Origin of the sequence: Selenomonas sp. oral taxon 137 str. F0430, from assembly GCF_000183625.1 — a bacterium.
GTDB classification, from domain to species: Bacteria; Bacillota; Negativicutes; order Selenomonadales; family Selenomonadaceae; genus Centipeda; species Centipeda artemidis.
In genome coordinates, this window is record NZ_AENV01000015.1 from 245,108 (window position 1) to 266,948 (window position 21,841).

Genomic DNA, 21,841 nt, shown 5'->3' on the forward strand with positions numbered 1-21,841 from the left:
GCTCCATGAGCAAGCCAAATAGTTTTGGAATGGCGCAGCTGATTCTGTTCCTTGCGATTGCCATTCTTGTCATTGTCGTTGCATTCCCAGTACTCCTGATCTTCTTCAATGCATTCTGGGCAGACGGGGAGTTTAATTTCGCGAGTGTGGTCGACATACTCAAGGAACCGGAGACATTCCAGGCACTTCTCAACTCGCTGATCATCGCGACCTGCACGACGGTCGGCAGTACCATTGTCGGTACGTTCTTTGCGTGGCTAGTTACGCGCACGGATCTGCCGCACAAGACCTTCATGAAGAGCATGTTCCTTGTGCCCTTCATGCTGCCCTCATTCATCGGCGCACTCGCATGGAAGATGCTCCTCTCGCCGAATGCAGGCTTCATCAACCAGTTCTTCATTGACAACTTTGGTTTTACCGGACCGATCTTCAACATTTACAGCTACTACGGCATCAGTATTGTGGAGATTATGTATCTGTTCCCGTTCGTATTCATTCAGGTGTGCGGTGCGCTCGAGCGCATGGACCCGACCCTGGAGGAGTCGGCGCGCATCTCGGGCGCAGGGCTCTTTACGATCACGCGCAAGATCACGATCCCGCTGGTGCTGCCGAGTATTCTCTCGGGCGCACTCCTCATCATGCTCTACTCAATGGCGCATTTCGGCACGGTTGCCGTTCTCGGTATTGAAAACGGCATCTACAACATCCCGACGCTGATCTACGAACGCATTCACCAGAGCGGAGGAAGCTTTGAGGCAATCCGTACGGGCACAGTGCTTGCAACGGTGCTCGTTATCAGTGCGGCGCTCATTATCTGGCTGCAGAGGAAGATTCTCGGGTCAGGTCACTACCAGATCATCGGCGGCAAGAGTTTCCGCCCGATGGAGCTGAAACTGCGCGGCCTGCGCTATCCGCTCCTCATTTTCTGCCTCGCGTATATTGCGTTCACAATTTTACTCCCGACGGCGGTCATCTTCCTCGTCGGCAGTCTCAAGACGTACGGGCTCTCGTTTGCGCTCAGCAATCTGTCGCTGGATAACTATAAGTTCATCCTCTTCGACTACAAGGTTACGCGCGACGCGATCTTCAACAGCGTGACGCTTGGCTTCAGCGCGGCAATCATTACGATGTTCGCCGGTGTCATGATCTCCTACGTCATTGTCAAGATGAAGGTGCGCGGGAAGGGGATTCTCGAGTTCCTCGGCATGCTACCGTTCTCCGTCCCCGGCTCGGTCATTGCGCTCGGCGTGATCCTCGCATGGAGCGGCCAGTTCGGCATTAATCTTTACAACACGGTATGGATCATCCTCGTTGCCTACATCGCACGCTATATGGCATTCTCACTGAAGGCAAACTCTGCCGCACTCGAGCAGGTGCACGACTCGCTTGTCGAGGCATCCCGTGCCTGCGGTGCGACGATGTGGCAGTCGCTGCGCGACGTCGTTCTGCCTCTGGTCCGGCCGGGCATGTTTGCGGCATTCTTCCTCATCTTCCTGCCGTCGCTGCGCGAGCTGACGGTCTCCATCATGCTCTATGCGCCGACGACGCGAACGATCGGCGTTGCGATCTACACACTCAACGAGGACGGTGAGACCGTTATGTCCGCAGCGCTTGCGGGCATTGCGCTCATCATCATCATTGTCGGTCAGAGCATTATCAACCACTTTACGAAGAAGGCGGGGATGTGAGTCATGTCGTATGTACGTTTAGTCAATGTTACAAAGCGGTTCGGCGACGTGACCGCCGTCGACCATCTGAATTTTGAGATCGAAAAGGGCAGCTGCTTCTCCATGCTCGGCCCGTCGGGCTGCGGCAAGACAACGACCCTGCGCATGGTCGCCGGGTTTGAGGATCTCTCCGACGGTGAGGTTTGGGTTGGCGACCGTCTGCTCTCTTCGCCGAAGAAGAACCATTACCTTCCGCCGGAGAAGCGCAACTTCGGAATGGTGTTCCAGGCGTTTGCCGTCTGGCCGCATCTCTCGGTCTATGAGAATGTTGCGTTCCCTCTGCGCATCCGCAAGCTCCCTGAGGAGGAGATCAAGCAGCGCTCGACGGAGGCGCTCAAGGCGACCAATCTCCTCTCGGCGGCAGATCAGAGCCCGGACTTCCTCTCGGGCGGCGGCAAGCAGCGCGTTGCGCTTGCGCGGGCCCTTGCCATCAATCCTGATGTGATGCTGCTCGATGAGCCCCTCTCCAGTCTCGATCCGCATCTGCGCGAGGAAATGCGTTTTGAGATTAAGGAACTCCAGATGAAGTACGGCTTCTCGATCATCTATGTTACGCATGACCAGTCGGAGGCAATGGCGCTCTCGGACAACATTCTCGTTATGAAGAACGGCGTCATGCAGCAAGTTGATACGCCGCTCAACATCTATAACCATCCGGTCAACAAGTTCGTCTTTAGCTTTATCGGTCTCTCAAACTTCCTGAAGGCATCGTGGCAGGATGGCCGTCCTGTGCTCGAAGGAAGCGTGCTGGACGCTTCCTTCGAGCCGCCGGAGAATCTGCGCAATGAGACGGCGATTTCGCTCGCAAGCCGTCCGTCTGAGATTGACTTCGCAGAGGAGGGGGCATCCGATGTCCTGTGCGGCGTGGTAACGCGCAAGTCCTACCTCGGTGAGATCATCGACTATCAGATTCAGATCGGAGATCAGTTCCTTCGCGTGCAGAAGGGGCGCCGTGCGTCCGGCCCGAATGAGGGAGAGAACTGTGCTGTACGTCTCCTGCGTCCATTCTGGTACTCGGACAAGGACTGACAACAGGACGTCTTGTGTATAAGAAAAAACATATGAAAAGGGCTCTGCTTTCAAAAAGTGGAGCCCTTTTTCATGGAGTGTCATTACAAGATTGCCCCGTCGGCACCTTTTCTCAAGGAGGAGCTGCTTTCCCTGGATGAGAAGAATAAGGAGGCGCAGTGGATACCTATCAGACGAGTTCAAAGACCATCTAAAGAGGAGTGATAACGCCCTCGGACCCGTAACGGAAAAGTGGGCATAGGAGAAAGTCACCCTCCATATGGGGGCGGCTTTCTCATGAAATTTGTGTTATGCGACGGTGTAGATGCGTATGTCGGGGGCAGCATTCAGATACGGCTTGAGCCCGATGACGACATCGTCGCTGAACATGGCGCTCGAGAGATATGCCTCTGCGTGTGCAGCGCTGTCGAAGCCGTGCAGCACCTAAACGTCTCTTCGGCGGAAAGTGGAAGTCGCGCGTGATATTACACGGTACATTTTGACGAGCAGGAGCTCACGGCGAAGGCAATTCACGCGCTCGATGCGCACCTCACTGTCTCGCGTCTCTATGTGAATATCTCTACGGGGATGCAGGCGGACACACTGACCTCAAAGCAGCAGCTCACGGACGGCACAGGCTTTACGCAAGGATATACCGTGCGCGAGGAGATCGCTCCCTACGGCAAAAAGGACGCGCCGCAGTCCGTGCGCTGCGATCTCGTGGGCAAACTCACCGCCGATACGGGGCTGACGCGGCACGCGATTGTCACCATCTTAACAGGGATAAAGCCCACGACCTTTGACCTCTTCCGCATGAATCCGGAGGAGTTCATCCTGCGCACCGCACGCCTCATCAACGAGCAAAAGGCGACGACGATCATCGAGCACGTCAGCTACAACAAGCTGGAGGAACATTACTCAACGGATATTTTCACCGCGCCGGAACTGCGGCGCGGCGTGCGCGGGGTGAACGCCATGCCTGCCGAGCGGCATCTCTACGATCATGTGATCTATGACTCAACGAACGAGAAGGAGTTCGCCGAAAAACTCGAGGAGCATCGCGGCGAGGTTGAGGTCTATGTGAAGCTCCCGCGCGGATTCTACATCAGCACACCCGTCGGCAGGTACAATCCCGACTGGGCGATCGCATTCCGCTCGGGCAAGGTGAAACATGTCTACTTCGTCGCGGAGACGAAGGGCAGCATGTCCTCCCTCCAGCTGCGCGCAATCGAGCAGGCAAAGAAGGAATGCGCCGCAAAGCATTTCCGCGCCGTCAGCGGAGAGGGCGTGACTTACAGCGTCGTCTCGGACTATGAGAAGTTATGGGAAATCGTGCGGGGATAAAGTCATTCCACACCCTCCTCTTTATCGGCATACGCGCCATTCCACGAGTATGAAAAAGAACCTGCCACGCCGGCGGGTTCTTTTTCTGAGGAGCAAGCCATATCCTCTCCCAGTATAGGTTTTTGTACATGAAAACTCGAACTTGAACGCTGCCAATCAAATACTAATAGCTCCTCTAAAATTGCTCGGTGCAGATCAGCCACAACAAATAAAGCAGGGCGAACATCGAAAGGGGAACGCCCCATGCGAGAATTTCCAACCGCCATAGGAACGCAAAGTACTTGCGGTCAACGCGCGGCAGCAGCCCATCAATCAAAACACGCCGCCAATAACGCGTATAGACGCTAATCCCATAGCACGGGATGAGGTTCATCATCCAAACATAGAAGACAAAGACCTTCCCCCCTAAATCTGTATGTACAAATGAAAGAACAATACCGGAATACAGATCCACAAGATAGGGGATCACCCCCATCATCACCGCGCAAAAGATACTCGACATTACAAAGAGCAACGGCGTACTCGCTTCGCCCTTATGATGCCAATACAGGACATGAATAAACGCGCGCCCCGAGAGAATGGCAACCGCCGCAATCAGCGCGCGCATGAAATATACTTCTGATTCGCTCATATGCGCTTCCTCTTTTAATATAGTATCTCATGTCAGCCAAACAGGATCGGTACAGGCGAGCGCCTGCGCGGGCGATTCGACAAAGATAAAGACAGCACCGATCGAGATCAGCCCCATCATAAAGATGAAGTAGTCGAGTATCTGCCCGCAGACGAATGATTGAGCACAGCAGCGAAGGCAATCGCCGTTAAAAGCATAAGCAGCAGTTTTTTGAAGAACCGGTCGCCGACTTGTATGTTGGGAGGAGATTCTACGGCAGCCTCCTTTGACTAAACCGCAGCCATTGACGCCATTATAACATAGACTGCCGTGCCGCGATAGAAAGAATCCGCGCGGCACGATCGTTTTTCCTGCGGCGGACTTGCGGGCAGCGGTACGATCTGCTATAATGGACACAGAAAGAACGCCCCCGGGCGGCATCTTTCCAAAATCGAATCGTTATTTACAGAGAAATAACCGCTCGACCTGGGAGAAGGGCGGTTATTTCTTTTGTATGATGAGCAGGTAACCAGTTGCCGCGACCAGTAAAACTATCGCATCAAATACAGTCATTGCCATCACCCCCTTTCGGGGGAAAGACACCGCCTCTGTCCGAGGAACGTTCCACGCACATGATAGCCGATACGCGGCTAAAAATCAAACATTTTTTCTGATTTGTCGAAAAGAATCCGTGCGCCAGCGGTTTTGTGCCGTGGATCCTTTTCGGACTGAGGCCGATCTCACGATGTGAAAAACGTATAGAGGCCGCCGATGACCATCCCGAGCGGCAGCGGACAAAGCCAATACGTGCCGCACGTCAGCCAAAGACTGAGGGAGCGATGCCGTGCGTCCGGCGGGGGCAGCGCACCGACGTCCGGCCCTTTCAGATAGCGCCGATACCGGCAGCCCGGGTACCAACTAGTTAAGAGTGTGCATCCTATATAGAACGTAAGCAATCCACTCCCAACATCCGTTAAATGTCGCGGCAGGATAAAAGCGGCGGCAAATCCCCATAGCGCCAACATCCCCGCGGCAAGCGTCTGCCCGATGAGCCAGCATACCGCCTGCCTGCTGACACGCCCCTCCCGCTGCGCCGTCCACGCATGGTACGTCAGCCGGCCGAGGCCGACGGACATTCCAAGAAACAAAGATAACCAAAGCGCCGCAAAAATCATCCACATAGCGCGCATCCCTCCTCCCGGCGATACATTTTTCTCACGAACAGCTACAGCGATGCGGCGACCATCAATATCCCGATCAGCATGACGAGCCCCCCGATAGGCCATATACAGAACCCATGCATTAAATATCCGTAGGAACGATAATGTTCCGCATCCATCGGAGGCAGATCATGCATATCCGTCCGCTTCAAATAGCGAATATACCTTCGATCCGTATACGATGCAATAAAAATTACACTCCCCATGCAAAAAACAAGCATTCCTCTCGCCATCCCCGTTTGCATAAAGGGCGCCGTCCGGATCAGCGGATCCAAAAGGCCTAAAATCAGCACGATGACGATACCGTATAGCCGCCCCGCCATACGACAGAGCCTCCGTCCGCTGACCCGCCCTTCCCGATAATAGCCGACGAACCTGCACAGCCGCCGACCATAGAGGAACGTCCCCGCTGCAACGAGCAGAATACATAAAATATTTCCCCACATGGGAACCTCCCTCCCCGCTCCTGGTCATACGGTATTTCCTTCAGAATATCCCTTGATCATGGCACTGTCAATTGAAAAATGGTACCCTCACTCATGCATGCCGCTCCGACATAAAGTGCCGACATGAAAAGCGCGCGTCACCGCCCCATCTGCTCCATATACGCACGTGTCTCCCTCACAACGACGTCCGAAAGCGCGAGCAGGGCGATGAGGTTTAGGATCGCCCCGGAACCGTTGACGATGTCGGCGGACACCCAATCGCCTCGAGTTTGAGGAACGCGCCGAGCACAATGCGCATGATAAAGACGAGGCGTTACCGGGGCGTATGCCTCCGTGCCCATCATCCCTCCCTACCGCTGTAACACAACAAAAAGAAGGGGCTGTAACGAAATACTACAAACAAAGATTGGGTACATATCAGCCGGAAGCCCTGTATTTATTGCATAAGAAAAGGACTGTAACGAAAGTGCGAAAAACGCTATTTCGTTACAGTCCCCAATTCCACTTATCATAATGCTGCTTATTTTTAGAACGATGCTCAAAATTTTGCAAAGAACACAATAAATCCGATCCCAAAAAGGATCAGACCCCGCCGAGCCACAACAATGCCAATCCTTGCCCCTATGATATATTCTACATCCATCAGGGACTCCTATCTTTTGCCGAGATCCTTTTTAATTTTTACGCTGTTTTTTTAGGATCGTCATACGGGTTTTCAGAGATTGACAACGTTCTGCGGCCGGCCTTCGATGAATGTACGCACGTTGTCTGCGGTGATCTGCATGATGCGTTCGCGGGCTTCCTTTGTCGCCCACGCGATGTGCGGGTTGATGATGCAGTGCGGTGCGTGCAGGAGGGGATTGTCCGCGGCGATGGGTTCTGCGGATACAACGTCGACCGCCGCCCACGCGACCTTGCCGCTCCTGAGGGCGGCGGCGAGATCCTCTTCAACGATGAGCTGTCCGCGCCCGTTGTTGACGATGATGACGCCGTCCTTCATCCGGGCGATCGCCGCCGCGTCGACGATCCCCTCGGTCGCGGGCGTCAGCGGGCAGTGGAGGAAGATGAAGTCGGAGCGCGCAAAGAGCGTATCGAGCGGCACATAGTCCGCGACGGCGCGCCCCTCGTCCGTCTCGGTGCGGCTGTAGGCGATGACGTTCACGTTCAGCGCGCACAGGACGCGCGCGGTGGCTCTGCCGATGCGCCCAAGTCCGATGATGCCCGCGGTCTTGCCGCTGACCTCGATGAGGGGACGCTGCCAATAGCAAAAATCGATGCTGGACGTCCATTCGCCCGCATGGACGGAGCGGTCATGATGCCCGACCTGCGAGCACGCCTCGAGGAGGAGTGCGATTGCATTCTGACTTACATTGTCCGTACCGTAGCCGGGTACATTCATGACATCGATATTCTTTTTGCGTGCATAGGCAGCGTCGACTGTGTTGTATCCCGTAGCGAGTACGGCAACGGCACGCAGGTTCGGACAGGCGTCCATGGTTGCGGGGCTAATCGGCGTCTTGTTGATGACGATGATCTCGGCGTCGCCGATGCGCTCAGGGATGAGCGGCGATTCGTCGTACGATGTGCGGTCGTAGACCGTGAGGTCGCCGAGCGCCGCGAGGGGCGACCAGCTGATGTCGCCCGGATTCTCCGTATATCCGTCCAAAACAACGATCTTCATGCGCAGTCCTCCTATGAGATTGTTTCGGTCATATTCCTTCTCAATAGGATTCGACGGTGCCCACACTCAGTCCTGCTTTTCCATGTATTTCCGCGTCTCGCGGACGACGACGCCCGAGAGGGCGAGCAGGGCGATGAGGTTCGGGATCGCCATGAGTCCGTTCACGATGTCGGCGAGAATCCAAATCGCCTCGAGTTTCAGAAATGCGCCGAGCGCGATGAGTACGATAAAGACGACGCGATACGGGAGGATGCCGCCGCGCCCCGCGAGATAGACGACGGCGCGCTCGCCGTAGTAGTTCCAGCCGAGAATTGTGGTAAATGCGAAAAGGGCGAGCGAGACGGTGAGAAGCGCGCCGCCAACCGTGCCGTAAAAACTCGTGAACGCCGCGCCCGTCATGGCGGCGCCCGCCGTGTCCCCGTTCCATGCGCCCGTGAGTACAAGAACCAGTCCGGTCATAGAGCATATAATGATGGTGTCAATGAATGTGCCGGTCATGGAGACAAGTCCCTGCTCGGCGGGTTCGTTGGTCTTTGCCGCAGCCGCCGCGATCGGTGCGGAGCCAAGTCCCGATTCGTTCGAGAATACGCCGCGCGCGATGCCGTTTTTCATCGCCATCATGACGGTCGATCCTGCAAAGCCGCCCGCAGCCGCCGTTCCGGTAAAGGCACCATCAAGGATGAGCGCGATCGCGCCGGGGATCTCGCCGAGATGCGCGAGGATGATGCCGAGGCAGATGACGACGTAGAGCGCCGCCATAAAGGGGATGACGCGCGCCGCGACCGCTGCGATGCTCTTGAGTCCGCCAATCGTGATGGCGGCGATGACGAGGGTCAGCGCGATGTCCGTATAGAGACGCGGCACGCCGAACGACAGCTCCACCGAGTCCACGATCGCGTTGACCTGCGGGAATGTGCCGATGCCAAAGAACGCGACGAGGACGGTTGCCGCGGCAAAAAACGCGGCAAGCGGGCGGTATTTCTCTCCCATGCCGCGCCGGATGTAGTACATGGGGCCGCCCGCGATCTCGCCGCGCGCGTCCGTTTCGCGGTATTTGACGGCGAGCAGCCCCTCGGCGTATTTCGTCGCCATACCGAAGAACGCCGCCGTCCACATCCAAAAGATCGCGCCGGGGCCGCCGACCTTCACCGCCGTGGCGACGCCGACAATGTTGCCCGTGCCGATGGTCGCGGCGAGTGCGACGCAGAGCGCCTTAAAGCTCGATATGTCACCGAGCCCCCGGCTCTTTGCTCGGAGAATCAGGCGCAGCGCCTGCGGCAGACGGACGACCTGGATCAGCGAGAGCCGCACGGTCAGCAGAATGCCCGTGCCGACAAGGAGCACGATGAGCGGCGCGCCCCAGAGAAAGGAGTCGATCGCATTTAGGATGGGAAGAAAGGATTCCATGGCACATACCTCCAAAAAAATGAAAATATGCGTGTATCGTATCAAAAATTGGCGCGAATGTCCAGGTATACAAAAAGACCTCTCTCCGGCAAGCGGATAAGAGGTCTTTGATCGTCGGCACTACACCGCCCTATTGACCAGTGCGGCAACGGCGCCTGCGCCCTGTGCTGCGCGAGAGGCAAGCAGGGACGCACGCCCGGGGAGGTATCCGGGTACGGGTATCCCGCAATGCTGCGCAAGAGCCGGCGCTGCGCGGCTGCATTCGCCCCGCGCATGTGAGTCTCCGATATGAGCTGCTGCCCACGGTAAACCTGCACAAGAACCGAACCATCCGTGAGGAGACGCGTAAAGACGGCATCGCCCTCCGCCTCGGCGGAATGATTCGTTTCCGCAGGCTTAGAGCGCCTAAAATCCTCCAGGGCATCCTCGAATGCGCCCGAAGTGCCTTTCTGGGCAGCACGCTGCACCGGTTTCACCGGCGATACAATGCGGTCGACATCAATTTTGTCAAGTACCATCAAGGTCTCCTCCTTTCACGGATGCGATTATTCTGTGCATCTTGTAAATAGTATCGGGGATATAGGTTAAGTCTTGCTTTGTAGAATGTTATGATACCATTTATAATTTATATGTCGTTAAAGTTAATGTATCCATCATACGCGTCTTCATACGTCTAAATAAGTACAAAAGACCTCTTATCCGGTCATCGGATAAGAGGTCTTTGTTGGCTTTTGCGATTTACATTACCGTGTTCATCACGGCTGCCGCCGCTCCCATTGCGCCTTGTGCGGCGCGTGAGGCGAGCAGAGGATTTTGTACGGCTTCGTCCGCTTTCTGTGCGATCGTTTCAACCTGCGTGCTCAGGATTTCCTTGCCCGCCTCGGGATCGGAGCCGCGCGTCATATTCTCCGAGATGAGCTTTCCCTCGCGGAAGATCTGCACGACGACCGATCCGTCGGCGAGGATCCGCGTGACGACGGTATCGCCCTCGGCGTCCTCCCGGCTGCGGCTGTTGGCGGGCTTCGCCTCGCGCATATTTTGCAGCATACGCGCAAATGTGTCGCTCGTGTCCTCGCTCTGCGCGGTGCGGCGTACGGGAGACGTCGCCGTCGCTGCCACAGCACGCGCGCCGCGTCCGGGATACAGCTTTTCAAATTCCATCGTTTTCCCTCCTTTCGCGCTCCTGCAAATTTTTCGCTTCCTTTGATCATATCATCGGAATTTTTCACATAGAGTTTAAGTAAGAATTTGCTGAGCGAGCAGCATTGTGTTTTGCTTCGCAGCACCGTATAATGAACGCATGGAATGGAGGAATACCAATGAGTAAAACGAATCGTCCCGGCTTTACGTCGGACTATATGGAGGGGGCGCACCCGACGATCCTGCAGCGTCTCGTCGAGACGAATATGGTGCAGGCGGCGGGCTACGGCTGCGATGAATTTTCCGAGGCGGCGCGTGAAAAAATCCGTGCAGCGTGCGGCGTGCCCGATGCGGAAATCCACTTCCTCGCAGGCGGGACGCAGACGAACATGACGGTGATTTCGGCGATGCTGCGCCCCTATCAGGGCGTCGTTGCGGCAGAGACGGGCCACATCGCGCTGCACGAGGCGGGCGCGATCGAGCGCGGCGGGCACAAGGTACTCGCGCTGCCTGCCGTGGACGGGAAACTCACGGCGGAGGATGTCGCTGCGTGTCTTTCGGCCTATGCGGACGATGAGAACCGCGACCACATGGTGATGCCCGGCATGGTCTATGTCACGCACCCGACGGAGTACGGCACGCTCTACACGCGCGCGGAGCTGACCGCCATCAGCGAAATCTGCCGCGCACACGGCGTGCCGCTCTTCCTTGACGGCGCGCGCCTGGCGTACGCGCTCGGCTGCGGCGCGAACGATGTGACGCTCCCGGACATCGCGCGGCTGACGGATGTGTTCTACATCGGCGGGACGAAGTGCGGCGCGCTCATCGGCGAGGCGGTCGTCTTCCCTCAGCCGGGAACGGTGCCGCATTTCTTCTCCATCGTGAAACAATGCGGCGCGCTTCTCGCGAAGGGACGCCTGCTCGGCATCCAGTTCGACGTGCTCTTCACGGACGATCTCTATCGGCGCTGCGGAGCGCACGCGATCGCTGGCGCCGACCGCATCCGTACAGCGCTCCGGGAACGCGGCTATCGGTTCGCATGGGAAACGCCGACGAATCAGATTTTCCTCGTGCTGAGTTCCGCGGAGCGGGAACGCCTCGAACGCGATGTGCAGATCGATTTCTGGGAGAAGGTCTCGGACGAGACGACCGTCATGCGCATCGCCACGAGCTGGGCGACGCGCGCCGAGGATGTCGACCGGCTGATCGCAGTACTGTAAACACTGGGCTTTCTGAATGGGAGGCACACCACCGGAACTACCGTGCGGCAGCAGCACGCTATCCTGTACCGTTCCCCGGGGAGGAAGTCCCCTGCGATAATTTTATTGCACGTTTATAGAACGCCGCTTTGCGGTTTTCCCACACAACAAAAAGACACGTTGCATGCGTGTCTTTCCACTGATATAATGTGTACAGGCGCTGCCACAGCGGTAGGCGGTCGAATCTTGCCCCTAGAGAGGGGCGATGCTTATGCAGCTCTACGATTTTTTATCGTTGGTTTTCCTCGTTACAATTTGCATTGTAGCGTTACGAGCATAAGAATCCCCGCCTCTAGTCTCCAGCTCTAGGCGGGGTTCTTCCCGATTAAGTGTTTGGGGCTGACCGTCTGCCGGCAGCGCCTTTTTCTATGCTCATTATAGCTTTTCCCCGGAGCTTCGTCAAGCCCTCACCCGACGGAGCGCTTGAACTTGCGGACGGCGACGCCGAAAAAGAGGAGTGTAAAGCCCGCAAGGAAGAGGGTCTGATGCCAGAGCGCGGCGATGCCGCCGCCCTTGAGAAAGATCATGCGCTGGATCTCGATGTAGTGGGTCATGGGGATGGCGAGGCTGATGTATTGAAAAATCGCCGGCATGGCATCGCGCGGAAACATGAATCCCGAGAGGAGAACGGCGGGCAGGAGGGTCGCGAGGCTGAGAAGCCCCGCCTGCAACTGGCTGCGCGCGAGTGAGGAGATCATGAGTCCCATCGTGAGGGAGGCGAGCAGGAACAGGGTCGTGAGCGCATAGAGGAGCGGAATGCTCCCGCGCAGCGGTACGCCGAACACAGCAAGCGCAACGATGATCGAGACGGTTGCCTGGATATAGCCGAGGGCGATGTACGGCAGTATCTTTCCAACGAGCAGCTCCCACACATGCAGCGGCGTGACAAGAAGCTGCTCCAGCGTGCCTGTCTCGCGCTCGCGCACGATCGCCATTGAGGTCATGAGCACCATCGTGAGACTGAGGATGATGCCCATAAGCGCGGGCAGCATGTAGTAGGCGGTGACGGCATCCGGGTTGTACCACGCACGGATGCGCACATCGTACGCGGGCGTGATCGCCGGTGTGCCGCGCGCGGCAACGGGTCGGACGTGTATGCCGAGCCCTGTAAGCGCAGCGATCGCAGAGGTCGACCCGATAGAGTCGGAAGCGTCCACGATCGCCTGAATCGGCACCGTCCGCCCCCGGTTTGCCTCCGCCGTGAGATCAGGCGGGAAAACGATGCCGATGCGTGCATCCCCGTTTTGAATCCGCTCATCAAGCTCCTCATAGCTGTAGGCGATATAGCGCAGGTCAAAATACCCGCTCGCCGTCATGGCCGCAAGGAAACTGCGGCTCTCCTCACTCCGCGACTGGTCGAACACGACGGTCGACTGATGCTTCACATCCGTACTGATTGCCATCCCGAACACGATGAGATAGACGAGCGGCAGAAGGAAGGTCACACCGATCGTCATGGTGTCACGCCGCATCTGTATCAGCTCCTTGCGCAGGAGCGCAACAATGCGCATCATCTCCTCACCCCCTTTGCTGTCGGTCGTAATAGATGAAGACATCCTCCATCGAGAGTGCTGCGGGCTGTGCCTGCACCTCCGACGGCACTTCCGCGCCCCTTGGGATGAGCGCACGCACCTGGCGTCCGAACACATAAACCTCGTCATACTGCGCATGTGCCGCACGCAGCGCGGCCTCCGCCTCTCCCGTGCTCTCATAGGGCAAAACGAACAGGCGCGCCGGCAATTCATCCTTGAGCTCGGCGGGCGAACCCGCGGCAATCTTGCGCCCCGCCTGTAAAAAGGCGATCTCATCGCAGTGTTCCGCCTCGTCCATGAAATGTGTCGTGACAAAGACAGTCGTGCCCTCGCCGCCCGCCATCTCCGAGAGCAGGTTCCAAAAGAGCCGCCGCGACGTAGGATCGACGGCAGACGTCGGTTCGTCAAGGACGAGCAGTGCCGGACGGTGCAGGATCGCACAGCCGAGTGCGAGACGCTGTTTCTGCCCGCCCGAGAGCCCGCCTGCGAGGACGTCCCGCTTTTCAACCAACTGCATCTGCGCGAGCACGTCCGCGCAGCGGCATCGGCGCTCCTCTTTTGCAAGGCCGTAGAGCCCGCCGTAGAACATCATATTCTCCCACACCGTAAGGTTCTCATAGAGACTGAAGCGCTGCGACATATAGCCGATCGACTGTTTCACCCGTTCAGGGTGTACGGCTGTATCGCAGCCGAGGACGAGCGCTGTGCCGTGCGTCGGGGAGAGCAGCCCGCAGATCATGCGGATCGCGGTGGATTTTCCCGAGCCGTTCGACCCAATGAAACCAAAGATCGAGGCGCGCCGCACGGTAAGGTTCAGCCGATCGACGGCCGTATAGCTGCCGAATACGCGAGTGAGGTCGTGCGTCTCGATGACGGCGCCTTCGGATATTTTATCTTGCATGATGCCAGTCCAAATCTACATCAGCCGGCATGCCCGGCTTCAGCGCGCCGTCCTCGTTGTGCACCGCGACCTTAACCGCAAAGACAAGATTGGCACGCTCGTCCTTCGTGATGCTCTGACGCAGTGTGTACTCGGCCGCATCGCTGATCTCCTTGATCGTCCCGTTGAGCGGTTCCGCACGGCCGTCGATGTAGACAAGCGCCGCATCCCCGATGCGCAGATCGCCGAGGACGTCGGTCGTCACATAAACCTTCACCCAAACGTCCTGCGGGTCGATGATGGTCGCGAGCGCCGCGCCCGCACGGACGTATTCACCCGGCTCATAGTTCTTCGTAAGGACGACACCGTCCGCGGGTACGCTGACCGTGAGGTCGCCGACCGCAGCGTCGTCGATCGCGAGGATCGCCTGCTGTCGCTTCACATCCTCGGCGGCCATGTGGATATCCTCGGGGCGGCTGCCATTTTTGAGAAGCGCTTCCTGCTGCTCGGCAGCGCGCAGATTTGCCTCGGATGCCTCCCGTTCCTCACGCAGGGCATCGAATGCCTGCGGTGCGATCGCTCCCTCCGCGAGGAGCTGTGCCCCACGTTCATAGTCTGCCGCCGCCTTATCCGTTGCCGCGCGTGCCGCCCGCGTGCGTGCCGCCGCCGCAGAGATATCCTCCGCCCGGCTGCCGTGCACCGCACGGTCGAGATGTGCCTGTGCATACGCAAGTGCCGCCTCATCCCGCAGCCGTGCTGCCATAAGATCGTTGCGCCGGATGCGTGCAGCAATATCCCCTTGATGTACCTCCATCCCCTCCGCGAGCAGCAGCTCCTCAATGGTTCCGCTCTCCTTCGCACTGATGTCGATGCGCGTTGCTTCAACTGTGCCCGTGAGGAGATTCGTCCGTGCTGTCTGCGCACTGTAAGAGCGGTAGGCGATCACAGACAGTATGATGACCGCGATAAGAATGAGCGCAATACGTATGTGTTTTAGTTTCATCCGGTTCATCCTTTCTAGGGCGATAAATATACTCTGTTGTTGGTATAATAATTGCTGAATTAATAGAAAATATTATAGTATACGATTCTACGGGGTAATCACTAATTTTCGATTAGATACGCGGATCAACATATTATATATACGCCTATACATGCTAAACCACGCTTCATGATTGACAGCACGAGGTACGCGTCATACAATGGATGCAGAAGCTTTTACAGCACTCCCCGAAAGGAGCATGCACCATGAAGAAGATGCTCACTCTGCTCGTGTTGGCGGTTTTCCTGCTCAGCGCTGGGGGCTGCGGCTCTGCACAGGAAGCCGATGTGCCGGCACAACATGCGACGGCAAATGCCTGGTCGGCTCCCCCTGCGCTAAAAACGAAAGTACTCTTCATCAACACAAGCCGTGACCCAAACGGCAATACGTACAAGATGGGAGAAGCGTTCCTCGCCGGCGTTCCGCACGACACGCTCTTTCTGAACGACTACAAAATCTACCAGCTCGGCCAGCACTATGACGACGACCGGCTCACCGACGTTCTTGCGGCGACATAGCAGGCGGATACCATCGTCATCGGCACGCCCGTCTACTGGCACACGATGAGCGGCGCGCTCAAGACCTTCATCGACCGCACCGTCCTCTTCCTCCACGGCGGCGGCTATATCGGCGGTCTGCATGACCGCTACCGCGACTGGGGACTGCACCAGGGCGATCTCGCAGACGCCGGCACGCTCTTTTCCGTGGATTACCGTCTCGCACCCGAGCACACCTATCCTGCGGCGCTTGAGGATGCCGTGACCGCATATCGCGCAATTCTAAAAGCGGGAACCGATCCGCAGCAGATTGTGCTCGTCGGAAACTCCGCCGGCGGAAACCTCGCCGCAGCGCTGCTCCTCTCTCTGCGCAACAACAACATGCCGCTGCCAAAGGCGGCCATCCTCATATCGCCATGGGGTTATCTCGGCAGCGACCTGCCGTCGCATATGAACAACATCCCGAAGGATCAGGTGCTCGGCGAAAAGAACGTCCGCCTCGGCGGCGAGGTTGCGCATCCCTCCTATCGTAAGGATGCGCCCGTCACCGATCCGTACATCTCCCCCGTCTGCGCCGACCTCACGGGGCTGCCGCCCATGCTGATCACGTCGGGCGGCGACGAACTCTTCCTCGATGACGCGGCGCTCCTCGCGGCACACGCGACGGCCGCGGGCGTCCCCGTGCAGTTTACCATCTACCCGCATATGTCGCACGACTGGACGCTCCTCCTGCCCGAGCTGCCCGAATCCGCCGCGATGGACGCGGAGATCCGGCAGTTTGTCGATGCGCAGCTGAGATAAACAATCGCGCCGTCTATATCGATTATAGCGTCGTGACATGGATGGGCGGCATCATCGACATCGCACCTGAGACGCTGCACGACTAGAGCGAACCGATACCGGAACCGAATCCTGCATAATTTACACAATATCAAAAGCCTCCGTACGGACACCCTATACGGAGGCTTTTACATATACAATAGATGTCGATTCGTGACACTAGATGTCAATTCGTGACACTCATGCGGTTACCGGAAAGTGGGACGATAGCAAGCGTTTTCCCAAGCGGCGCCAATACCTTGAGCAGTGTGCCAAGCTGCGGGTTCGCATCCCCGCGCTCCATTCTCGCGATTTGCGGTTGTTTGATCCCCGTCAACTCCTCGAGTTGACGCTGACTGATGCCTTTCTCCTCACGCGCGTTGACGAGTGCCGTAATCAGCGCTGCCTGCATATCGCTTTCCGCGATTTCCTCCGCCGTATAATGCGCGCGGTCGAAATCGTCATCCCATATGGGAAATCCGCCTTTGGTGCAGTTCATGCCTGTCCCTCCCTTGCTTTGAAATCCGCCAATTCGCGCTCGGCTTGCTCTATTTCTCTCTTCGGTGTCTTTTGGCTCTTTTTCACAAAACTGTGGAGCAGGACAAATGCGCCGTCATGCCAGCCTGCAAATAAGATGCGATCCCTTATGGGGCGCAGTTCCCAAATCTCTCCTTCTAGGTGTTGGCAATATGTTTCGGGAAGTCGTGTGCCATTCATCGCAAGAGCCTTCACATACGCGCGGATTTTGGTGCGCTTGATGCGGCTGTCCTTGCTGCCATCATTTTCTAATGACTCTATGTTCAAGCAGAGGCGACTTCCCGTTCCTATCGACGTAAATGATAATTTGATGCACCCGTCTCCCCTTCTCTCTTCCCTCAAGATAATTCATATGTTATCGCCTGTCAAGCTCTCTTTACATTATCCAAGTAACGATTCCTGACTACAAGTGCATATACAAAAAGCCCCCGAAAGTGCCGCCCACACTCTCAGGGGATTCGTCGTTTGGTGACAATTTTATCGGGATGTTTCCGCGGTGAGCGTCAACTTCTCGAGATAAACCAGCAGCACCGAAACATCCGCCGGCGACACACCGCTGATGCGGGACGCCTGCCCGATGGAGTGCGGACGAACGGCGGCGAGTTTTTCCTGCGCCTCAAGACGCAGGCTCGTAATAGCGGCGTAGTCGATCTCTTCCGGGATACGGCGCCGTTCGAGCCGCTCCATGCGCGCGATCTGCTCCCGCTGTTTGCGGATATAGCCGTCGTAGCGCACGGTGATCTCGACTTCTTCCTTCACATCGTCCGCGAGTATTGGGAGGTCAAAGATGCGTGCGAGCACGTCGTAGCTGCCCTCGCGGCGCAGGAGCGCGGCGAGATTCATCGGCGTGCGCAGAGGGAGAAGTCCCGCATCCGCAAGCCGCCCTTCCGTCGCCGCGTCAGGCGTGAGTTTCGTCGTCTCAAGGAGATGCAGTGCCGCCTCGATGGCGTCGCGTTTCGCGGTAAACTTCGCCCAGCGCGCATCGCTCACGAGCCCGATCTCGTGCCCGACGGGCGTCAGACGCAGATCGGCATTGTCCTGCCGCAGGATCAGCCGATACTCGGCGCGGCTCGTCATCATGCGGTAGGGCTCCTCCGTTCCCTTCGTCACGAGATCGTCGATGAGAACCCCGATGTAGCCGTCGCTGCGCCCGAGGATGAGAGGTTCCTCGCCTGCAATCTCCCTCGCGGCGTTGATGCCCGCGATCAGCCCCTGCGCCGCCGCCTCCTCGTAGCCGCTCGTACCGTTCGCCTGTCCGCAGCTATAGAGCCCCGCAACGCCTTTGACGGCAAGTGACGGTTCGAGTCCAAGAGGGTCAAAACAATCGTACTCGATGGCGTAACCGGGGCGCATGATGCGTGCGTGCTCCAGCCCCGCAATCGTCCTGAGAAATTCCTCCTGCACGTCGGTCGGCAGACTTGTAGACATCCCCTGCACATACAGCTCATTGGTATGCAGCCCCTCGGGTTCGAGGAAGAGCTGATGCCGCTCCTTGTCGGGAAAGCGCGCGATCTTCGTCTCAACGGAGGGACAGTAGCGCGGCCCGATGCCCTCGATGACGCCGTTTGCCATCGGCGCGCGGTGGAGATTCACGCGGATGACCTCGTGCGTCGCGGCATTGGTATAGGTGAGCCAGCAGCGCACCTGCTCTTTTGGCATCTCCTCGGTCATAAAGGAAAAGGGCGGCGCGCTCTCCTCCCCTCCTGCACCTGCGTCCGCGCAAAATCCACCGTGCGCGCATCGACGCGTGCGGGCGTACCGGTCTTGAACCGCATGAGTCTCAGCCCCAGTGCGCGCAGAGAATCCGAGAGCTGCATCGCGGGACGCTGTCCGTTCGGCCCCCCGTCGTAGATGGTCTCTCCGAGGATGATGCGCCCGCGCAGGTACGTCCCCGTCGCTAGGATAACGGCGCGCGCGGCGAGCTGCTCCCCCGTCTCACAGCAAATGCCCGTGACGCGTCTGCCGTCCTCCGTCTCCTCGCTCAGCAATTCCGTTACAAGAAGCTGACGCACATCGAGGTTCGGCGTATTTTCGAGCGTTTCTTTCATGATGCGCTGATAGAGAAATTTATCCGCCTGCATCCGGAGCGCGTGGACGGCGGGCCCTTTACCCGTGTTGAGCAGACGCCGCTGGATGGACGCCCTGTCCGCCGCGATGCCCATCTCGCCGCCGAGCGCGTCGATCTCGCGCACGAGGTGACTCTTGCCGGGGCCGCCGACGGACGGATTGCAGGGCATCATCGCGATGTTGTCGAGTGAAAGCGTCACGCAGAGCGTACGCCGCCCGAGCCGCGCCGCTGCGAGCGCCGCCTCGACACCCGCGTGCCCCGCACCGACGACGATAATGTCGTAATCTGTCGTGCTGTTCATAATTCCTTCCAAAACTTTCCGGTTGATTCAGACAAGAAAAAATCCGTCCCGGCGGACGGCTATACTCATGGCAAAGTAAAACTTGCACGGTATGTTTCATTTTGCTATACTTACGATAAGGCACTGTCAGTCACAGGCAGGCGGTCAATTCTCGCCCCCAATATTCAGAGGGGGTGATTGGTATGGAGATATATGAGTTCCTAACGGTTCTTGTGCTGCTCCTCGCGCTAATCGTAGCGATTAAGTCGTAAACGAGAAATCCCCGCCTTCGCATCTCCAAGCAGTAGGCGGGATTCTCGTTCACTTGCTCTGGGGGCAATCGCTTGTCGACAGTGCCCCTTTTATGCTCTTATTTTACCATCCAACATATATTTCGTCAAGCGTCCCTACTTCCCGATGCAGAACTCGCTGAAGATCTTGTCGATGAGGTCGGTGTCTGCCGTTTCGCCCAATATCTCGCCGAGGATCTCGTACGCGGCGTGCAGGTCGATGGACACAAAGTCTGTGCCCATGTCCCCCGCAAGCGTCTCCTGCGCCGCCTGCAGATGCTCTGCCGCACGGCGCAGTGCCTCCGTCTCGCGCTCCACGTTCGGGAGCGCGCCGTCACCGAGGTCTCCTTCCATCCGCCGGACGATCTCCGCAATCGCGCGGCGCAGGTCGTCCAGCCCCGTCCCAGCCTGTGCCGAGATAACGAGCACGGGCGCATCGAGCATCGAGAAATCCGCCGCTGTGAGGACAGAATCGCGATCCTCCTTGTTGCAGAGGACAATCATCTCCGCCGCGCAGTTCCGGAGACGCACGATCAAGTCCTCGTCCTCCGGCGTAAGCGGAGCCGCCCCGTCAAAGACGGCGAGGACAAGCTCGGCATCGGCGAGGTGCCTCTGTGTTCGCGCGACGCCGATCTGCTCCACGGCATCCTCCGCCGCGCGCAGTCCCGCCGTATCGAGCAGACGCAGAGGGATTCCCTCGATCACGATCTGCTCCTCGATCACGTCGCGCGTCGTCCCCGGCACATCCGTCACGATGGCACGCTCCATGCCGAGCAGGGCGTTGAGGAGACTCGATTTCCCGACGTTCGGCCGCCCGACGATCACGGTCTTCATCCCCTCGCGCAGAATGCGTCCTGCATCCGCCCCTTCGAGCAGCCGCGCGACATCCGCGGATGCCGCTGCGATATCTGCCGCGAGCGCCCCTGTTCGTGCCTCCGGAATATCGTCCTCAGGGAAATCAATCCCCGCCTCGATGTGTGCGATCGCCCCGAGGAGACGCGTACGGATCCCCGCAATTTTCTCCGCGAGCGCCCCCGCCATACGCTCCCGCGCCGCACGCACCGCACGCGCGCTCTTTGCAGAGATCAGCTCCATCACGCCCTCGGCGCGCGAGAGATCGAGCCGCCCATTCAGGAAGGCGCGCTTTGTAAATTCGCCTGCCTCGGCAGGTCTTGCCCCCGCCTCCCATGTGCGCAGCAGCACCTCACGCAGAACGAGCGTCCCGCCGTGGCATTGGAGCTCTGCGGTATCCTCGCCCGTGTAGGAATGCGGCGCGCGCATATAGAGCAGCACGCACTCGTCGATCACCGTACCGTCCGCCGCTGTGATATGCCCGTAGCGCGCCGTATAGGGCTCGATGCCCTCAAGCCGCCCGCCGCGTGCAGGACGGAACACCGCGCGCGCCACATGCAGCGCATCCGCCCCGCTCACACGGACGATTCCAATGCCGCCCGCCCCCGGCGGCGTTGCGATCTGACTGATGGTATCGCGCTCTCCTCGCATCATAGCTCCTTTACCCTATCGTCAAAAAAAGCAGCCCGCGGCTGCGCTGTTCCTGTGCACATTATACTGCCGCCCCGCCCAAACTGCAAGCATCGCCACGCAGTCCTTCAATCCCGCTCCGCGGTTATTTTCCTCCACAAGAGGCGCACAATATACAGGATAGAGACACATGCGGCAACGACCAGGATCAGTACCACAAACGCGGCATGAAGTCCGTTCCATAGGGTGACGCCAAAGAGAAACAGCCCCATACAGTTCATCGGGAACAGAACCATGACGATGAGAATCGTATGGTACGATTGGCATTTTCCTAATTTTTTCAGCGCTGCATTGAGCAGCAGCATAACGCCCGTGCCGACCGCAGTGTCCCCGAACACGGTTCCTACCATAAATCCCAGTTCATAGGGCGTAAGATGATTCATATGCTTCGTCCCCTTTCATGGTTGCACCGACCTTATATATTTGATTATAGCACATTCCCTCGCAATATTTCAGCGATGCTTTATGCGCCGTCCTCACAGCACAAAACCGCCGCACCTTAGCTTTTCCAC

21 protein-coding genes and 2 pseudogenes are annotated in these 21,841 nt (G+C 57.9%); 6 read left to right on the forward strand and 17 right to left on the reverse strand.

Going from position 1 to position 21,841, the window contains the following annotated elements:
- Positions 1 to 5: 5 nt before the first annotated feature.
- Together HMPREF9162_RS11395 and HMPREF9162_RS11400 are read left to right on the forward strand one after the other, a co-directional pair.
- A complete protein-coding gene (locus HMPREF9162_RS11395; protein ID WP_232208086.1) occupies positions 6 to 1,688 on the forward strand; it encodes an iron ABC transporter permease in 1,683 nt (560 codons plus the stop codon).
- Between the two features lie 3 nt (positions 1,689 to 1,691).
- Complete coding sequence (locus HMPREF9162_RS11400) at positions 1,692 to 2,756, forward strand: ABC transporter ATP-binding protein (protein ID WP_009439394.1); 1,065 nt, start codon at positions 1,692 to 1,694, stop codon at positions 2,754 to 2,756.
- Between the two features lie 288 nt (positions 2,757 to 3,044).
- Here HMPREF9162_RS11400 and HMPREF9162_RS12890 read toward each other — a convergent pair whose 3' ends face one another.
- The gene (locus tag HMPREF9162_RS12890) at positions 3,045 to 3,179 is read right to left on the reverse strand and encodes a hypothetical protein (protein ID WP_009439435.1); all 135 of its coding nucleotides are present in this window, start codon (positions 3,177 to 3,179) and stop codon (positions 3,045 to 3,047) included.
- Positions 3,180 to 3,305: 126 nt separating this feature from the next.
- Here HMPREF9162_RS12890 and HMPREF9162_RS11405 point away from each other — a divergent pair, with 126 nt between their 5' ends.
- Positions 3,306 to 4,079 carry a hypothetical protein gene (locus HMPREF9162_RS11405; protein WP_009439471.1) on the forward strand — a complete coding sequence of 258 codons (774 nt, stop codon included), beginning with the start codon at positions 3,306 to 3,308 and terminating at the stop codon, positions 4,077 to 4,079.
- A gap of 175 nt (positions 4,080 to 4,254) precedes the next feature.
- Here HMPREF9162_RS11405 and HMPREF9162_RS11410 read toward each other — a convergent pair whose 3' ends face one another.
- The 8 genes and pseudogenes from HMPREF9162_RS11410 to HMPREF9162_RS11445 all read right to left on the reverse strand — a co-directional run bounded on the left by HMPREF9162_RS11410 (position 4,255) and on the right by HMPREF9162_RS11445 (position 10,604).
- A complete protein-coding gene (locus tag HMPREF9162_RS11410) occupies positions 4,255 to 4,710 on the reverse strand; it encodes a hypothetical protein (RefSeq protein ID WP_009439359.1) in 456 nt (151 codons plus the stop codon).
- Positions 4,711 to 5,429: 719 nt separating this feature from the next.
- Positions 5,430 to 5,870, reverse strand: a complete 441-nt coding sequence (locus HMPREF9162_RS11415; protein WP_009439545.1) for a hypothetical protein — start codon at positions 5,868 to 5,870, stop codon at positions 5,430 to 5,432.
- A 44-nt stretch (positions 5,871 to 5,914) separates the two neighbouring features.
- A complete protein-coding gene (locus HMPREF9162_RS11420; protein ID WP_009439462.1) occupies positions 5,915 to 6,355 on the reverse strand; it encodes a hypothetical protein in 441 nt (146 codons plus the stop codon).
- Positions 6,356 to 6,492: 137 nt separating this feature from the next.
- A pseudogene (locus HMPREF9162_RS12440) lies at positions 6,493 to 6,668 on the reverse strand (alanine:cation symporter family protein); the annotation flags it as partial.
- A 402-nt stretch (positions 6,669 to 7,070) separates the two neighbouring features.
- Positions 7,071 to 8,036, reverse strand: a complete 966-nt coding sequence (locus HMPREF9162_RS11430; protein ID WP_037350677.1) for a D-2-hydroxyacid dehydrogenase — start codon at positions 8,034 to 8,036, stop codon at positions 7,071 to 7,073.
- A gap of 66 nt (positions 8,037 to 8,102) precedes the next feature.
- Positions 8,103 to 9,443, reverse strand: a complete 1,341-nt coding sequence (locus tag HMPREF9162_RS11435; RefSeq protein ID WP_009439535.1) for a sodium:alanine symporter family protein — start codon at positions 9,441 to 9,443, stop codon at positions 8,103 to 8,105.
- A 41-nt stretch (positions 9,444 to 9,484) separates the two neighbouring features.
- Positions 9,485 to 9,961 carry a hypothetical protein gene (locus HMPREF9162_RS11440; protein ID WP_009439333.1) on the reverse strand — a complete coding sequence of 159 codons (477 nt, stop codon included), beginning with the start codon at positions 9,959 to 9,961 and terminating at the stop codon, positions 9,485 to 9,487.
- A 220-nt stretch (positions 9,962 to 10,181) separates the two neighbouring features.
- Entirely contained in the window at positions 10,182 to 10,604 is a 423-nt protein-coding gene (locus HMPREF9162_RS11445; RefSeq protein ID WP_009439534.1) for a hypothetical protein, read from the reverse strand.
- 158 nt (positions 10,605 to 10,762) lie between these two features.
- Here HMPREF9162_RS11445 and HMPREF9162_RS11450 point away from each other — a divergent pair, with 158 nt between their 5' ends.
- Positions 10,763 to 11,803, forward strand: a complete 1,041-nt coding sequence (locus tag HMPREF9162_RS11450) for a low specificity L-threonine aldolase (protein WP_009439450.1) — start codon at positions 10,763 to 10,765, stop codon at positions 11,801 to 11,803.
- 446 nt (positions 11,804 to 12,249) lie between these two features.
- On the opposite strand, the gene HMPREF9162_RS11455 is transcribed toward HMPREF9162_RS11450, so the two are convergent.
- Genes HMPREF9162_RS11455 through HMPREF9162_RS11465 form a run of 3 tightly spaced genes read right to left on the reverse strand, consistent with a single transcriptional unit; the run spans position 12,250 to position 15,257 of the window.
- Positions 12,250 to 13,356: an ABC transporter permease gene (locus HMPREF9162_RS11455; protein ID WP_009439550.1), complete on the reverse strand. Its 1,107-nt coding sequence runs from the start codon at positions 13,354 to 13,356 to the stop codon at positions 12,250 to 12,252.
- A gap of 4 nt (positions 13,357 to 13,360) precedes the next feature.
- Positions 13,361 to 14,275 (reverse strand): ABC transporter ATP-binding protein, encoded by a 915-nt coding sequence (locus HMPREF9162_RS11460; protein WP_009439469.1) that lies wholly within the window; start codon positions 14,273 to 14,275, stop codon positions 13,361 to 13,363.
- Positions 14,265 to 15,257 carry an HlyD family secretion protein gene (locus HMPREF9162_RS11465; protein WP_009439294.1) on the reverse strand — a complete coding sequence of 331 codons (993 nt, stop codon included), beginning with the start codon at positions 15,255 to 15,257 and terminating at the stop codon, positions 14,265 to 14,267. Before HMPREF9162_RS11465 ends, HMPREF9162_RS11460 begins: the two co-directional genes overlap by 11 nt.
- Before the next feature lie 245 nt (positions 15,258 to 15,502).
- On the opposite strand from HMPREF9162_RS11465, the gene HMPREF9162_RS11785 reads away from it, so the two are divergent.
- Together HMPREF9162_RS11785 and HMPREF9162_RS12110 are read left to right on the forward strand one after the other, a co-directional pair.
- Entirely contained in the window at positions 15,503 to 15,814 is a 312-nt protein-coding gene (locus HMPREF9162_RS11785) for a putative lipoprotein (RefSeq protein ID WP_009439293.1), read from the forward strand.
- A gap of 45 nt (positions 15,815 to 15,859) precedes the next feature.
- The gene (locus HMPREF9162_RS12110; RefSeq protein ID WP_009439522.1) at positions 15,860 to 16,594 is read left to right on the forward strand and encodes an alpha/beta hydrolase; all 735 of its coding nucleotides are present in this window, start codon (positions 15,860 to 15,862) and stop codon (positions 16,592 to 16,594) included.
- 205 nt (positions 16,595 to 16,799) lie between these two features.
- Here the strand turns inward: HMPREF9162_RS12110 and HMPREF9162_RS11480 are convergent, their stop codons facing one another.
- The 5 genes and pseudogenes from HMPREF9162_RS11480 to HMPREF9162_RS11500 form a co-directional block, all read right to left on the reverse strand.
- Positions 16,800 to 17,111, reverse strand: a complete 312-nt coding sequence (locus HMPREF9162_RS11480; RefSeq protein ID WP_009439516.1) for a helix-turn-helix domain-containing protein — start codon at positions 17,109 to 17,111, stop codon at positions 16,800 to 16,802.
- Complete coding sequence (locus HMPREF9162_RS11485) at positions 17,108 to 17,416, reverse strand: type II toxin-antitoxin system RelE/ParE family toxin (RefSeq protein ID WP_254655397.1); 309 nt, start codon at positions 17,414 to 17,416, stop codon at positions 17,108 to 17,110. Before HMPREF9162_RS11485 ends, HMPREF9162_RS11480 begins: the two co-directional genes overlap by 4 nt.
- 210 nt (positions 17,417 to 17,626) lie before the next feature.
- A pseudogene (gene mnmG / locus HMPREF9162_RS11490) lies at positions 17,627 to 19,518 on the reverse strand (tRNA uridine-5-carboxymethylaminomethyl(34) synthesis enzyme MnmG).
- A gap of 386 nt (positions 19,519 to 19,904) precedes the next feature.
- Positions 19,905 to 21,290, reverse strand: coding sequence for a tRNA uridine-5-carboxymethylaminomethyl(34) synthesis GTPase MnmE (gene mnmE, locus HMPREF9162_RS11495; RefSeq protein ID WP_009439350.1), 1,386 nt, complete (start codon positions 21,288 to 21,290; stop codon positions 19,905 to 19,907).
- A gap of 107 nt (positions 21,291 to 21,397) precedes the next feature.
- Positions 21,398 to 21,712 carry a hypothetical protein gene (locus HMPREF9162_RS11500; RefSeq protein ID WP_009439284.1) on the reverse strand — a complete coding sequence of 105 codons (315 nt, stop codon included), beginning with the start codon at positions 21,710 to 21,712 and terminating at the stop codon, positions 21,398 to 21,400.
- Positions 21,713 to 21,841 lie beyond the last annotated feature (129 nt).

What these genes read in the sequence shown, in the direction of transcription:
- HMPREF9162_RS11395 (WP_232208086.1), top strand. Translation starts at nt 6, where the DNA reads ATGAGCAAGCCAAATAGTTTTGGAATGGCGCAGCTGATTCTGTTCCTT.
- HMPREF9162_RS11400 (WP_009439394.1), top strand. Translation starts at nt 1,692, where the DNA reads ATGTCGTATGTACGTTTAGTCAATGTTACAAAGCGGTTCGGCGACGTG.
- HMPREF9162_RS11410 (WP_009439359.1), bottom strand. Translation starts at nt 4,710, where the DNA reads ATGAGCGAATCAGAAGTATATTTCATGCGCGCGCTGATTGCGGCGGTT.
- HMPREF9162_RS11415 (WP_009439545.1), bottom strand. Translation starts at nt 5,870, where the DNA reads ATGTGGATGATTTTTGCGGCGCTTTGGTTATCTTTGTTTCTTGGAATG.
- HMPREF9162_RS11420 (WP_009439462.1), bottom strand. Translation starts at nt 6,355, where the DNA reads ATGTGGGGAAATATTTTATGTATTCTGCTCGTTGCAGCGGGGACGTTC.
- HMPREF9162_RS11430 (WP_037350677.1), bottom strand. Translation starts at nt 8,036, where the DNA reads ATGAAGATCGTTGTTTTGGACGGATATACGGAGAATCCGGGCGACATC.
- HMPREF9162_RS11435 (WP_009439535.1), bottom strand. Translation starts at nt 9,443, where the DNA reads ATGGAATCCTTTCTTCCCATCCTAAATGCGATCGACTCCTTTCTCTGG.
- HMPREF9162_RS11440 (WP_009439333.1), bottom strand. Translation starts at nt 9,961, where the DNA reads ATGGTACTTGACAAAATTGATGTCGACCGCATTGTATCGCCGGTGAAA.
- HMPREF9162_RS11445 (WP_009439534.1), bottom strand. Translation starts at nt 10,604, where the DNA reads ATGGAATTTGAAAAGCTGTATCCCGGACGCGGCGCGCGTGCTGTGGCA.
- HMPREF9162_RS11450 (WP_009439450.1), top strand. Translation starts at nt 10,763, where the DNA reads ATGAGTAAAACGAATCGTCCCGGCTTTACGTCGGACTATATGGAGGGG.
- HMPREF9162_RS11455 (WP_009439550.1), bottom strand. Translation starts at nt 13,356, where the DNA reads ATGATGCGCATTGTTGCGCTCCTGCGCAAGGAGCTGATACAGATGCGG.
- HMPREF9162_RS11460 (WP_009439469.1), bottom strand. Translation starts at nt 14,275, where the DNA reads ATGCAAGATAAAATATCCGAAGGCGCCGTCATCGAGACGCACGACCTC.
- HMPREF9162_RS11465 (WP_009439294.1), bottom strand. Translation starts at nt 15,257, where the DNA reads ATGAAACTAAAACACATACGTATTGCGCTCATTCTTATCGCGGTCATC.
- HMPREF9162_RS11785 (WP_009439293.1), top strand. Translation starts at nt 15,503, where the DNA reads ATGAAGAAGATGCTCACTCTGCTCGTGTTGGCGGTTTTCCTGCTCAGC.
- HMPREF9162_RS12110 (WP_009439522.1), top strand. Translation starts at nt 15,860, where the DNA reads ATGAGCGGCGCGCTCAAGACCTTCATCGACCGCACCGTCCTCTTCCTC.
- HMPREF9162_RS11480 (WP_009439516.1), bottom strand. Translation starts at nt 17,111, where the DNA reads ATGAACTGCACCAAAGGCGGATTTCCCATATGGGATGACGATTTCGAC.
- mnmE (WP_009439350.1), bottom strand. Translation starts at nt 21,290, where the DNA reads ATGCGAGGAGAGCGCGATACCATCAGTCAGATCGCAACGCCGCCGGGG.
- HMPREF9162_RS11500 (WP_009439284.1), bottom strand. Translation starts at nt 21,712, where the DNA reads ATGAATCATCTTACGCCCTATGAACTGGGATTTATGGTAGGAACCGTG.